This is a genomic window from Flavobacterium eburneipallidum (assembly GCF_027111355.2).
GTDB classification, from domain to species: Bacteria; Bacteroidota; Bacteroidia; order Flavobacteriales; family Flavobacteriaceae; genus Flavobacterium; species Flavobacterium eburneipallidum.
Genome location: NZ_CP114291.2, coordinates 1281264 through 1294307, shown reverse-complemented (window position 1 = coordinate 1294307; position 13044 = coordinate 1281264). Strand labels below are relative to the sequence as shown.

12 protein-coding genes and 1 tRNA gene are annotated in these 13044 nt (G+C 35.1%); 9 read left to right on the top strand and 4 right to left on the bottom strand.

Annotated features, from left to right (window positions below; translation table 11 throughout):
* Nucleotides 1–4: 4 nt before the first annotated feature.
* Nucleotides 5–77, bottom strand: a tRNA-Lys gene (locus OZP15_RS05285).
* A gap of 127 nt (nucleotides 78–204) precedes the next feature.
* Here OZP15_RS05285 and OZP15_RS05280 point away from each other — a divergent pair.
* Nucleotides 205–723, top strand: coding sequence for a shikimate kinase (locus OZP15_RS05280; RefSeq protein ID WP_269227449.1), 519 nt, complete (start codon nucleotides 205–207; stop codon nucleotides 721–723).
* Here OZP15_RS05280 and OZP15_RS05275 read toward each other — a convergent pair.
* Together OZP15_RS05275 and OZP15_RS05270 are read right to left on the bottom strand one after the other, a co-directional pair.
* Complete coding sequence (locus tag OZP15_RS05275; RefSeq protein WP_269227448.1) at nucleotides 715–1215, bottom strand: phosphoribosyltransferase domain-containing protein; 501 nt, start codon at nucleotides 1213–1215, stop codon at nucleotides 715–717. The two genes, OZP15_RS05280 and OZP15_RS05275, sit on opposite strands and share 9 nt — an antisense overlap.
* Before the next feature lie 47 nt (nucleotides 1216–1262).
* On the bottom strand, nucleotides 1263–1652 hold the full coding sequence (locus OZP15_RS05270) for an RNA-binding S4 domain-containing protein (RefSeq protein ID WP_281337210.1): 390 nt from the start codon (nucleotides 1650–1652) through the stop codon (nucleotides 1263–1265).
* Between the two features lie 79 nt (nucleotides 1653–1731).
* Between OZP15_RS05270 and bamM the strand changes: the two genes are divergently transcribed.
* The 8 genes from bamM (at nucleotide 1732) to OZP15_RS05230 (ending at nucleotide 12239) form a co-directional block, all read left to right on the top strand.
* Nucleotides 1732–2844 carry a BamM family beta-barrel-assembly machinery protein gene (gene bamM / locus OZP15_RS05265; RefSeq protein ID WP_269227447.1) on the top strand — a complete coding sequence of 371 codons (1113 nt, stop codon included), beginning with the start codon at nucleotides 1732–1734 and terminating at the stop codon, nucleotides 2842–2844.
* A gap of 173 nt (nucleotides 2845–3017) precedes the next feature.
* A complete protein-coding gene (gyrB, locus tag OZP15_RS05260; RefSeq protein ID WP_269227446.1) occupies nucleotides 3018–4961 on the top strand; it encodes a DNA topoisomerase (ATP-hydrolyzing) subunit B in 1944 nt (647 codons plus the stop codon).
* A gap of 78 nt (nucleotides 4962–5039) precedes the next feature.
* Complete coding sequence (gene mdh / locus OZP15_RS05255; RefSeq protein ID WP_269227445.1) at nucleotides 5040–5975, top strand: malate dehydrogenase; 936 nt, start codon at nucleotides 5040–5042, stop codon at nucleotides 5973–5975.
* Between the two features lie 222 nt (nucleotides 5976–6197).
* Nucleotides 6198–9161: a protein translocase subunit SecDF gene (gene secDF / locus OZP15_RS05250; protein WP_281337209.1), complete on the top strand. Its 2964-nt coding sequence runs from the start codon at nucleotides 6198–6200 to the stop codon at nucleotides 9159–9161.
* Between the two features lie 197 nt (nucleotides 9162–9358).
* Complete coding sequence (locus OZP15_RS05245) at nucleotides 9359–10885, top strand: T9SS type B sorting domain-containing protein (RefSeq protein WP_269227444.1); 1527 nt, start codon at nucleotides 9359–9361, stop codon at nucleotides 10883–10885.
* Nucleotides 10886–10929: 44 nt separating this feature from the next.
* On the top strand, nucleotides 10930–11511 hold the full coding sequence (gene nudK, locus OZP15_RS05240) for a GDP-mannose pyrophosphatase NudK (RefSeq protein ID WP_269227443.1): 582 nt from the start codon (nucleotides 10930–10932) through the stop codon (nucleotides 11509–11511).
* Between the two features lie 74 nt (nucleotides 11512–11585).
* Complete coding sequence (locus tag OZP15_RS05235; protein WP_269227442.1) at nucleotides 11586–11879, top strand: type II toxin-antitoxin system HigB family toxin; 294 nt, start codon at nucleotides 11586–11588, stop codon at nucleotides 11877–11879.
* 3 nt (nucleotides 11880–11882) lie between these two features.
* The gene (locus OZP15_RS05230) at nucleotides 11883–12239 is read left to right on the top strand and encodes a helix-turn-helix domain-containing protein (protein ID WP_269227441.1); all 357 of its coding nucleotides are present in this window, start codon (nucleotides 11883–11885) and stop codon (nucleotides 12237–12239) included.
* 81 nt (nucleotides 12240–12320) lie between these two features.
* Here OZP15_RS05230 and OZP15_RS05225 read toward each other — a convergent pair whose 3' ends face one another.
* Nucleotides 12321–12959, bottom strand: coding sequence for a peroxiredoxin (locus OZP15_RS05225; protein ID WP_269227440.1), 639 nt, complete (start codon nucleotides 12957–12959; stop codon nucleotides 12321–12323).
* Nucleotides 12960–13044 lie beyond the last annotated feature (85 nt).

The following is a 13044-nucleotide window of genomic DNA, read 5'->3' as shown; positions in this document are numbered from 1 at the left end:
TTTGTGACCCGACTGGGGCTCGAACCCAGGACCCCATCATTAAAAGTGATGTGCTCTACCGACTGAGCTATCGAGTCATATTCTTTTCTTGAATGCGGGTGCAAATATAAGGCGTTATTTTTGATTTTTCAAAGGTATTTTATCATAAATTTGTGTTTTTTTAACAAAATCCTTTAACGCCTTAATATTTAAGGTTTTATTACAATGAGAAAAATAATTTTATTAGGTTATATGGGTTGTGGGAAGTCCACAATTGCCAATAGATTGTCAAAAACTACTACAATTCCGTTTCTAGATTTAGACAAAGTCATCGAAGAAAAGACAAACTTATCTATAAATCAGATTTTCGAACAGCATGGAGAGATTCATTTTAGAAAGTTAGAACACGAAATTTTTGTTGAATTATTGAATTCTCCCGAAAATTTAATCATCGGTCTAGGAGGAGGCACACCCTGTTATGCAAACAATCACGAATTATTAAAAGGAGAAAATATTCGCTCCATTTATCTAAAAGCATCCATTGACACTTTATTCGAAAGATTGGTTGTCAACAAAGACAAACGACCGCTCATTGCCAATAAAAGCGAGGAAGAAATGAAAGAATTCATTGCCAAACATCTTTTTGACAGAAGCTTTTATTACAATCACGCTCAACACAAAGTAGTGGTGGACGGAAAATCAATAGACGAAACAGTAAATGATATTCTGGAAATCCTAGCTTAAATAAGCATAGCTATCTCCGTCTTCGTCAAAAATCACTCGAACGTGTTCTAATGATGAAGTAGAAAGCGAAATTCCTTTGAAATCAGCTTTCACAGGATATTTTTTATGATTTCTATTGACCAAAACAGCTGTTTTGAATTTCTTTAACGGAACATCCAAAAAGTGTCTTACCGCATAAATTAAGGTGGTTCCCGAATTCAACACATCGTCAACAAGAACCAATCCTTTATTAGAATACTCTTCTTTAGTCAACGAAGTCGCTACGGACAATTCTGGATTTTGCTTATTGATATGCACTTCGCATAGCGAAACTTTCAGAGTAGAAATAGCGTTCAACGATTCGGCAATTTTTTTAGCAAAGACAAATCCATTTGTAGCAATTCCTGCAATAACAACTTCTTCTTCGTCAACAAAGGTTTCATAGATTTGATACGCAATTCTCTTTATAGTATGTTCAATTTGCTGATTGGATAGGATTATATTTTTGTCCATTGTTATTATTTTAGAATTCAGATTTTAGATTTTCAGATTGCTTATTATTACGATTCATCATCATCAGTTTCGATTTCATTACCAAAATCATCAATATCGCGGCGGTCTTTTTTGGTTGGTCTTCCTGTTCCGTTTTTTCGATAATGTTCTTTGGATAATTTCAGTAATTCTAGATGTTGATAAGCTTCGGCTGGGGTTTCGTTTTTTCGATACATGTCGACTAATTTAGCCCCTACTCGATTCTCTGGAATATCCAAAACGGTAATAATTTGTGTGATTTGGTCTTTTCGAAACGTAATTTTATCCGTTGCAAAAACCTCTTTAGACGGCTTGGCAACTTGACCATTTACAGTGACATGATTTTTTTTGCAAGCCTCCGTTACCATATTACGTGTTTTGTAATATCTTACACACCATAAAAATTTATCTATTCTCATAAAATTTCCAAAATCGGAGTTAAATTGTACGCAAAAATAAATCAAAATTGTATCTTGCGCGCTTAAAAAAACAACTATAATGAACAAATTTAAGTTTTATTTTATTTTATTAATTACAACTGTCACTTTATTTTCATGCTCCAAGAATGATGACGACGCTACAGTAGAACCTATTAGAGATTTTCAAACTCAATACAATGAAGAAATAGAAGATATTGAAGATTATTTAAAAGAAAACACGTTCACTGTAACAAACGCACCTGGACAAACTAGTGACCAAGATGTTGTAATTTCAAAAATAACCGATCCAACTACACAACGCTCTATAATTTCGTATTTGGATGCACCAACTTATCCAAAACTTTTGAAAAGACCTGTAAAACTCCACAATGTTGATTACGTATTGTATTATTTAGTTTTACGCGAAGGCGTTGGTAAATCACCTACTAATGTTGACGGAGTGTTCGCTTCTTATAAAGGAACTTATTTATACCGTACGACAGCTACACCCTCTACACTAACAGTATCACAATTTGAAGAAGTAGTCCATCCACAAGAGTTTTTAAGTTTATATACTACAATTACAGGATGGGGAGAGATTTTTCCACAATTCAAGTCAGGAACCAACACCGTTAACTCAAACGGAACTGTTACTTATAATGATTTTGGAGCAGGTGTAATGTTCCTACCATCTGGATTAGGATATTACAATACGGGTTCATTTTCCATTCCTGCCTATTCTCCATTAATATTTAGCTTCAAATTATATGAAATTCAAAGAAACGATCAAGATAAAGACGGAATTCCATCTTATCTAGAAGATCATAACCATGATGGTTATATGTACGACTTTAGAAATACAACCGAATACCCTACACAACCTGCTGACAATATTCGCTATGCAGATGATACAGAAAAAGATGGCATCCCTGATTTCCTAGACGTTGATGATGATGGCGACAACTATACAACCAAGTTTGAAACCCAATACATTCATTCGAGCGACCCAAACAAAACAGTTCGTTACTACCCTTTTGATGGCGTTTTAGTTGACGATCCAACTACTCCTTTTGTAGATGAAAGACAAGGAATTCCTTCTTACGATGATAAAAAAGTTGAAAAATTTGATTATACAACGCCTGGTAGAAAAAGAATTCATCTAGACAACACCTATCCTCCAGCAAAAAAATAATTCGCAACAACAATACTACTGAAACGCCCTCAAAAGAAGGGCGTTTTTTATTATCATAAATTCCAAAAATGTTAATAACTTAACAACTTAAAAAACTATTTTAATACTTAAATCTTATATGGTTTGTTATATTTGCGTGTTATACAAAATTTACATTTTTAGATTAAAAAAATATGAGCGAAGAAATCAATAAGAACAATTATTCAGCAGATAGTATTCAGGCGTTAGAAGGAATGGAGCATGTAAGAATGCGTCCTTCGATGTATATTGGAGATGTAGGAGTGCGTGGACTACATCATTTAGTTTATGAAGTTGTAGATAACTCTATCGATGAAGCGATGGGAGGACATTGCGACACTATTGGTGTTGCCATAAATGAAGACGGTTCTATAACAGTAGAAGATAATGGTCGTGGTATTCCGGTTGGAATTCATAAAAAAGAAGGCGTTTCTGCTTTGGAGGTTGTAATGACTAAAATTGGTGCTGGAGGAAAATTTGATAAAGATTCGTATAAAGTTTCTGGAGGTCTTCACGGTGTTGGGGTTTCTTGTGTAAATGCACTATCCAACCATTTAACAGCAACTGTTCACAGTAGTGATGGAAAAGTATATCAACAAGAATACGAAAAAGGAAAAGCCTTATATCCAGTAAAACAAATTGGCGATACCACTAAAAGAGGTACTATTGTAACCTTTTATCCAGACCCAACGATATTCACTCAAACTACAGAGTACTCTTATGACACTTTATCCGCTCGTATGCGGGAGTTGGCGTTCTTGAACAAAGGCATTACCATTACTTTTACAGATAAAAGAGAAGTTGACAAAGACGGTAACTTTTTAGGTGAAACATTTCACTCTACCGAAGGATTAAAAGAATACATCCGTTATTTAGATGGAAACCGTGAGCCAATTATTGCACACGTTATCTCAATGGATCACGAAAAAGGAGAAATTCCAGTTGAAGTAGCTTTGATTTACAATACGAGTTATTCAGAAAATATTTTTTCTTATGTAAATAACATCAACACACACGAAGGAGGAACGCATTTGCAAGGCTTCAGAACTGGTTTGACTCGTTCTTTGAAAAAATATGCCGACACTTCTGGAATGTTAGACAAATTAAAGTTTGATATCTCTGGAGATGATTTCCGTGAAGGACTTACAGCTATTATTTCGGTAAAAGTATCAGAGCCTCAATTTGAAGGACAGACCAAAACGAAATTAGGAAACAGAGAAGTTGTTTCGCCAGTAAGTCAAGCAGTGAGCGAAATGATTGAGAACTATTTGGAAGAAAATCCAAATGATGCTCGAATCATTGTTCAAAAAGTAATTTTAGCAGCCCAAGCCCGTCACGCAGCTAAAAAAGCACGTGAAATGGTACAACGCAAAACCGTAATGGGTGGTGGCGGATTACCAGGAAAATTATCGGATTGCTCTGAACAAGATCCTGCAAAATGCGAAGTATATCTTGTCGAGGGAGATTCGGCAGGTGGAACAGCCAAACAAGGTCGTGACCGAGCTTTTCAAGCGATTTTGCCTTTACGTGGTAAGATTTTGAACGTAGAAAAAGCAATGCACCATAAAGTTTTTGAAAACGAGGAAATCCGAAATATTTTTACCGCACTTGGGGTTACTGTTGGAACAGAAGAAGACAGCAAAGCTTTAAATATTTCAAAATTACGTTACCACAAAGTAATCATCATGTGTGATGCCGATGTTGATGGTAGCCACATTTCTACTTTGATTTTGACGTTTTTCTTCCGTTTTATGAAAGAATTAATCGAAGAAGGACACGTATATATTGCTGCTCCACCTTTGTATTTAGTCAAAAAAGGAAACAAAAAAGAATACGCTTGGAATGACGATCAACGCGATCAAGCGAATGCTAGAATGGGCGGAAGCGCAGCAATCCAACGTTATAAAGGTCTTGGAGAAATGAACGCAGAACAATTATGGGAAACCACAATGGATCCAGCTTTCAGAACATTACGTCAAGTAAATATTGATAGTCTTGCCGAAGCTGATAGAGTTTTCTCAATGCTAATGGGAGACGAAGTGCCACCAAGAAGAGAATTCATTGAGAAAAATGCTGTTTATGCTAATATTGATGCGTAAACAAAGTTGATTTGGTTAATCGTTTATTCGGTTAATCCATTTAACAAATAAACAATTAACCGATTAAACAAATAAACAATGAAAGTTACAGTTGTAGGAGCAGGAAACGTAGGTGCATCTTGTGCAGATGCAATTTCATACAGAGGAATTGCAAGTGAAGTAGTTTTATTGGACATAAGAGAAGGTTTTGCCGAAGGTAAGGCCATGGATATTATGCAATGTGCTACAAACACTGGTTTCAACACTAGAGTTTCTGGTGTTACGAATGATTATTCAAAAACAGCCAACAGTGATGTAGTCGTAATTACATCTGGAATTCCAAGAAAACCAGGCATGACTCGTGAAGAGCTAATTGGTATCAATGCCGGAATTGTAAAGTCTGTAGCTGATAATGTTTTAACACACTCTCCTAATGCAATTATTGTTGTGGTTTCAAACCCTATGGACACGATGACTTATTTGACATTAAAAGCCACAGGTTTGCCAAAAAACAGAATTATCGGAATGGGTGGAGCTTTGGACAGTTCTCGCTTCAGATATTATTTATCATTAGCTTTAGACAAACCATCCAATGATGTTTCTGCTATGGTTATTGGTGGTCATGGAGATACAACTATGATTCCTTTAACACGATTAGCCTCTTATAACGGAATTCCTGTTTCTGAATTTTTATCAGAAGAAGAATTGGCTAAAGTAGCCGCTGCCACTATGGTTGGTGGAGCTACATTGACTGGACTTTTAGGAACTTCTGCTTGGTATGCGCCAGGAGCTTCTGTTGCTTATTTAGTAGATAGTATCCTGAATGACCAAAAGAAAATGATTGCTTGTTCTGTTTTTGTCGAAGGCGAATACGGTCAAAACGATATTTGTATTGGAGTTCCTTGTATCATCGGAAAAAACGGAGTAGAACAAATTGTTGATATTGCTTTGAACGATACTGAAAAAGCAGCTTTTGCAAAAAGTGCAGATGCCGTTAGAAATATGAATGCCGATTTGAAAACAATTTTAGGATAATTATATAGTAGTAAAAATGAAAAGACTGCACTTTTGCAGTCTTTTTTTTGATATTAATCAATAATTTTATTGGTTAATCTTTACGTTAATTATATATTTGCTCGGTTTCTAAAAAAAGAAGAGATTGCAAGCGTTATACTATTCAGCAAACACAACTCCAACTACTTCTTTTATAGCAATTTAAACAAAATACACATAATAAATAATTAATTTTTAGTAATAATGCAGAATAAAGGACTTATTAAATTTTTCGCAATTCTATTTGCATTGGTAAGTATTTACCAACTTTCTTTCACTTTTGTTTCCAATAAAGTAAAAAGTGATGCAAAAACTTTTGCAAATGGAAACCCAGACAAAGAAATTAAATACCTAGACTCAATAGGTAAAGAAAGTGTATTCAGTCTTGGCTTTACCGATTTCACTTTCAACGAAGTAAAAGACAAACAAATCAACAAAGGTCTTGACTTGGAAGGTGGTATTAACGTAATTCTACAAATCTCTGTTAAAGACGTTTTGAAAGGATTGTCTAATAATTCTAAAAACCCAGTTTTCAACAAATCTTTGGCTGACGCTACTGCCAATCAAAAAGGAAACCAAACTTATATTGATGCTTTTTTCGAAGCGTTTGAAACGAATTCTAAAGGAACAGTAAAACTGGCTTCTCCTGATATTTTTGCTAACAGAAATTTGCAAGGCGAAGGTGGTATTGATTTTCAAATGACCGATGCTCAAGCACAAAAAGTAATCAGAAAAAAAGTTGACGAATCAGTTGATAGTGCTTTTGGAGTATTGAGAAAGCGTATTGACAAATTTGGAGTAACTCAACCTAACATCCAAAAATTAGGAGAATCTGGAAGAATTCTTGTAGAACTTCCTGGAGCAAAAGATGTAGATAGGATTAAAAAATTATTACAAAGTACAGCTCAATTAGAATTTTGGGAAACGTATAAAATTGATGAAGTTGGTAACTTTTTAATGGCAGCCAACGAAGCATTGAAAAAAACCGAAATCAACAAAGTAGAAACTAAAACTACTCCTAAAGATTCAATAAGCGCTTTATTGACTACTGGAAAAGATTCTGCCTCAACTAAAAAAGGAAACAATCCAATTCTTGATAAAATTATTGGACAAGGTGGTGGACCAATTTTAGGTTTATTTTCACCAAAAGATACCGCTACTGTAGGTGGATATTTAAGAAGAGCAGACATCAGAGTTTTATTGGCTGCGGATCAACGTTATGCTAAATTTGTGTGGGGGAAACCAACAACTATAAAAGATGAGAAAGGCAAAGATATTGAAGCTGTTGAATTATATGCTTTAAAAGGAAATAAAAACAACGCCTCTTCTATGAGTGGTGGTGTCGTTACTGATGCTCAAGATTCATTTGACCAGATGAATAAACCAGCCGTTTCTATGTCGATGAGTGGTGCTGGAGCAAGAAAATGGGAAGAGCTTACTAGAAAAGTAGCTTTGACAAAAGGAGCTATTGCTATTGTTTTGGATAATGTTGTTTATTCAGCTCCAAATGTAAACGAAGCTATTTCTGGTGGAAATTCAATCATTTCAGGAAATTTTACCCTTTTAGAAACTGCCGATTTAGCTAACGTATTAAGAGCAGGTAAACTTCCAGCAGCTGCGGATATTATTCAATCAGAAGTAGTAGGACCATCCCTTGGTCAAGAAGCTATTGATAACGGAACTAATTCAGCACTTTTAGGATTGCTTATCGTTTCACTTTGGATGATGGTGTATTACGGAAAAGCAGGTTGGTATGCTAACATTGCCTTGGCGGTTAACTTATTGTTCTTATTTGGAATTTTAGCTAGTATTGGTGCAGTTCTTACCTTACCAGGTATTGCTGGTATTGTTTTAACCATGGGAACAGCAGTTGATGCAAATATTATTATATACGAAAGAGCTAAAGAAGAATTGCGCGCTGGTAAAACATTGCAAGAAGCGATTAGTGCTTCATACAGTTGGAAAGGTGCTATGCGTTCTATTGTTGATGCTAACGTTACTCACGTTTTGACAGGAGCAGTATTGTTCATCTTTGGTTCAGGACCAATCAAAGGTTTTGCAACTACCTTGTTAATTGGTATTGTTACCTCTTTGTTTACTTCTATTTTTATCGCAAGAATATTTTTAGACTGGAGTGCTAGCAAAAATAGTACGATATCATTTGTTACTGGTTTTTCTAAAAATATGTTCACCAATTTCAATTACGATTTCCTTGGCGCCAAGAAATTCACCTACGCATTCTCTACAATTGTTACCATCGTGAGTGTTGTTTCATTGTGTACCAATGGACTAGATCAAGGGGTTGATTTTGTTGGAGGTAGAACCTTCCAAGTACGTTTTGAAAAAACGGTTGAACCAGAAGTTATAAAAGAAGATTTAGTAAAAGTTTTTGGTACTGTTGAAGCTAAAGTTTTTGGTAACGACAATCAATTAAAAATCACAACTAAATTCAAAGTAGAAGAAAACGGCAGTAAAGCTGACGAAGAAATAAACAAATTACTATTTGATAATTTGAAACAACATTACAGTGCTGGAATGACTTACGAAAAATTTGTAAATGCTTATGACGGAAAAAAACTAGGTATTTTACAAGCCTCAAAAGTAGGACCAACTGTTGCAGAGGATATTAAAACCAATGCTTATTGGGCGGTTCTTGGAGCTATGGCTATTGTATTTTTATACTTGATGATTAGTTTCAGAAAATGGCAATACAGTTTAGGTGCGATTGCAGCAATTGCTCACGACGTTATCTTTGTATTAGGAATTTACTCTTTGTGTTACAAATTCATGCCTTTTGGAATGGAGATTGACCAACACTTTATTGCAGCGATTCTTACTGTAATTGGATACTCTATGAATGATACTGTAATTGTATTTGACAGAGTTCGTGAATATTTAGGTGGAAAAGCAAAAGGTAACTTCAACAGCATCGTGAATCAATCTATTAATAGTACGATGTCAAGAACTATCAATACTTCATTAACAATGATTCTAGTATTGTTGATAATGTTCGTTTTTGGTGGAGAATCAATCCGTGGATTTATCTTCGCTATGTTAGTAGGTATCGTTGTAGGAACTTATTCCTCATTATTTATCGCCACTCCTGTTTTGTGTGATACCATTTCTGAAGCAGAACACAAAAGAATTGAAGAAGAACACAATGCTTAAACCCATTTTTTTTCATACTATTATCAAAGACCCGATTTTTTCGGGTCTTTTTTTATAAATACACATTAGAATCTCAACAAAATATTAGTTCTGTAATAATTATTCCATTCGTTTTATCAAACAAACAAATTTTATACATTTACTGCATAACTTTCTTTACTTTCCCAAATTGTAAAGCAAACAAAAACCTACTAAAGATGAAAAAACAAATCAGATTACGTGTTCTTCAACTTTTGATTACCCTATCCATTTCAAGCGTTTATGCTAATAATTCAGTTCTTGCAACCCCACCACCAACTGTTAGCTCTCCCGTCTATTTATGTCAAAACAAACCAACAGTACCACTAACTGCCACACCATCTACAGGAGGAACACTGAATTGGTATGTATTTCAAACAGGAGGAACTGCTTTAACCAGTGCGCCAACCCCTAACACAACAACAGCTGGCTCGACAACTTATTATGTGACGCAAACTATCGGTGGAATAGAAAGTACTCCTCGCACTCCAATTGTTGTAAATATTGTGGCCGATAATGGAGCTACAGCCACCACATTCATTTGCGATCCAAGCCAAGCTACAACTCCGAATTCATTGTTTTTTGATTGGTCACACGTAGCTGGTCGTGCGGGCAATTCTTATGATTACAAATATTCCATTCAAGGTGGCACTGAAGTTTTTGGCAACACTAGCTTAAGTTCTTTTGAAGTTATGGGCTTATTACCTGGACAAACAGCCACTTTTACCATATTGACCGTTCTAGGATTGCCTTGTTACGAAGCACAAGAACTAAAATGTTCTTTACCCTGTATTACTACCACAACTCCAACATTTACAACATTCCCAACCACTTATTGTATAAATGATACTCCTACTCTACCTACAGTCTCAACAAACACCCCTGCAATTCTTGGTACTTGGAACCCTCCAGTTATAAACACAACTGCAATGGGAACAAACACTTATACTTTCACACCTGATCCTACATTATTTCCCTGTGCAACTACAACATCAATAAATATAACTGTTGCTCCAATTGAACCCAGTTTTACAAACATCACTCTTTGTGAAGGTGATGTACCTCCCAATTTAGATACCACATCGCCAAACGGTATCACAGGAACATGGTCGCCAGCAACAATTGACAACACCCTAAGTGGAACTTATGTTTTTACGCCAACTGCTGGTCAAGATTGTACACCATCAGACAAATCGATAATGGTTACTGTAAATCCTTCGAATGCCATTAGCAATTTAAACTGGACAGTATCGAATGCTTTTGTCGATAACCAAATCGTTACCATTACCGAACCTTTGGGAGCGAATTATTTATACCAACTCGATGATGGTCCGTTTCAAACCAGTACTGTATTTGAAAATGTAGCGTTAGGAACACATTCGATTACCGTAAAAGACACTAATGGCTGTAGTGAATTCACAAACAATTCTGTACTAATTATCAATTACCCCAAATTTTTCACTCCAAATGCAGATACCTATAACGACACTTGGAATATTTATGGTTTGAAAGACCAGCTTAATCCAAGAATTTACATCTATGATCTTTATGGAAAAAACCTAACGCAAATTAGCCCAAAAGGATTAGGATGGGACGGAACATACAACGGACACCCGATGCCTGCCACCGATTATTGGTTTACTGTAGAATACGTAGAACAAGATACTGTGAAAAAATTCAAATCGCATTTTGCTTTGAAAAGGTAAAAGTTTTTTTCAATTTCAAATTAATAAAAAGTACAAACAACCCAATGAAAGACCCGAAAATAAGCATCCAAAAAACCGAATTACTTTCAGACAATTGGTATCTCTTAAACAAAGTAACTTTCGATTATCAAGAAGAAAACAGTCCTGTAGAAACGCACACCCGCGAAGTATATGACCGAGGAAACGGAGCGGCTATTTTGCTTTACAACCCGAAAGAGAAAACTGTGATTTTAACCCGTCAGTTTCGATTGCCTTCTTACCTTAACGGAAATAAATCCGGAATGATGATTGAAGTTTGCGCCGGACTTTTGGATCAGGACAATCCAGAACAATGTATCATCAGAGAAACGGAAGAAGAAACCGGTTATCGCATTTCAACCGTTCAAAAAGTCTTTGAAACTTATATGTCACCGGGTGCTGTGACTGAAATTCTGTATTTATTTGTTAGCGAATATAACGCTTCCATGAAAGTAACCGAAGGTGGCGGACTCGATACCGAACAAGAACATATTGAAGTAATGGAACTTCCTTTTGACAAAGCTTTTGGAATGATAGCAACAGGAGAAATCAAAGATGCCAAAACTGTAATGCTGTTGCAATATGCTAAAATAAATGGATTGGTTTAGTTTAATTTTCAAAAAAAAAAATTAAAAAAAGTTCCCGTATTGGTAAATAATTTTATACTTTTGTAAAAAAGAGATTGAGAATAGTTGCGAAAAAAATATTGAGAGATTTTTGGGAAAAACACGAAGATTGTGAACAACAATTAAAATCGTGGTTTCGTGAAGCAGAAAAAGCGGAATGGGAAAATCCAAACCAAATAAAAGAAGAATATCCAAGCGCAAGTATCTTAAATAACAACCGAGTAATTTTCAATATAAAAGGAAACAATTACAGGTTAATAGTAAAAATAAGTTACGAATACCAAATGGTTTGGATACGATTTATTGGAACTCACGCAGAATATGACAAAATTAATTCAAACACCATTTAGACTATGAACATCAATCTTATAAAAACAGAAAGCGATTATAATCAAGCATTGGAAAGACTTGAGGTAATTTTTGATGCAAAAAGAGGAACAGAAGAAGGAGACGAATTAGAACTTTTAGGAATGCTGATTGACCAATATGAAAACGAACATTTTCCAATCGATCTTCCTGACCCAATTGAAGCTATAAAATTTAGAATGGAACAAATGGGATATAATCAAAACGATTTGGCAAAAATTATAGGCTTCAAAAGTCGAGCAAGTGAAATTCTAAACCGAAAAAGAAAATTATCATTAGAAATGATTAGACAATTACACGATGCCTTAAATATTCCGACTGATGTTTTGATTCAGACTTACTAGATTCTATTTTTAGAGAACAAAAAAAGTACAATAAGAAAATATTTCTCATTGTACTTTTTTTATGAATTAAAACCTAAATTCTTATTTATTAGGCTGTGGTGTCATTCTCAAATAATATTTAATTTTTTCGAAACCTTTTGGGAATTTTGCTGGAATATCTTCGTCTTTTATTGCTGGCGAAATTACTACATCTTGTCCGTCTTTCCAGTTGGCTGGCGTTGCTACACTGTAATTCGCAGTTAATTGCAAACTATCAATCACACGTAGTAATTCGTCAAAATTTCTACCAGTTGAAGCTGGATACGTCAAAGTCAATTTGATTTTCTTGTCGGCTCCAATAATAAAAACCGAACGCACCGTGAATTTATCACTGGCATTTGGATGAAGCATATCATACAAATTGGCTACTTTTTTATCTTCGTCAGCAATGATTGGGAAATTTACCGTCGTATTTTGAGTTTCATTAATGTCTTTTATCCATTCCAAATGTGAGTCTAATCCATCAACGCTTAATGCAATAACTTTTGTGTTTCTCTTCACAAATTCAGGATAGTAATTCGCCACAGTTCCTAATTCGGTGGTACAAACGGGTGTAAAATCGGATGGATGCGAAAATAAAACGCCCCAAGAATCGCCTAACCATTCGTGAAAATGTATTGTTCCAAGTGTTGTTTCTGCTGTAAAATCTGGAGCTATATCTCCTAATCGTAGTGTTGCCATAATTGCTATTTTTTTTGAATATTAAAATTACCTAAAAAAAATAACACTCTCAACACCGCAAATCACAAATAAAACCAAAAAAAGC

Excerpts from the sequence above, each read along its gene's own strand:
- OZP15_RS05230 (WP_269227441.1), top strand. The coding sequence starts at position 11,883 with ATGAACATCAATCTTATAAAAACAGAAAGCGATTATAATCAAGCATTG.
- OZP15_RS05280 (WP_269227449.1), top strand. The coding sequence starts at position 205 with ATGAGAAAAATAATTTTATTAGGTTATATGGGTTGTGGGAAGTCCACA.
- gyrB (WP_269227446.1), top strand. The coding sequence starts at position 3,018 with ATGAGCGAAGAAATCAATAAGAACAATTATTCAGCAGATAGTATTCAG.
- secDF (WP_281337209.1), top strand. The coding sequence starts at position 6,198 with ATGCAGAATAAAGGACTTATTAAATTTTTCGCAATTCTATTTGCATTG.
- OZP15_RS05275 (WP_269227448.1), bottom strand. The coding sequence starts at position 1,215 with ATGGACAAAAATATAATCCTATCCAATCAGCAAATTGAACATACTATA.
- OZP15_RS05270 (WP_281337210.1), bottom strand. The coding sequence starts at position 1,652 with ATGAGAATAGATAAATTTTTATGGTGTGTAAGATATTACAAAACACGT.
- nudK (WP_269227443.1), top strand. The coding sequence starts at position 10,930 with ATGAAAGACCCGAAAATAAGCATCCAAAAAACCGAATTACTTTCAGAC.
- bamM (WP_269227447.1), top strand. The coding sequence starts at position 1,732 with ATGAACAAATTTAAGTTTTATTTTATTTTATTAATTACAACTGTCACT.
- OZP15_RS05225 (WP_269227440.1), bottom strand. The coding sequence starts at position 12,959 with ATGGCAACACTACGATTAGGAGATATAGCTCCAGATTTTACAGCAGAA.
- OZP15_RS05245 (WP_269227444.1), top strand. The coding sequence starts at position 9,359 with ATGAAAAAACAAATCAGATTACGTGTTCTTCAACTTTTGATTACCCTA.
- mdh (WP_269227445.1), top strand. The coding sequence starts at position 5,040 with ATGAAAGTTACAGTTGTAGGAGCAGGAAACGTAGGTGCATCTTGTGCA.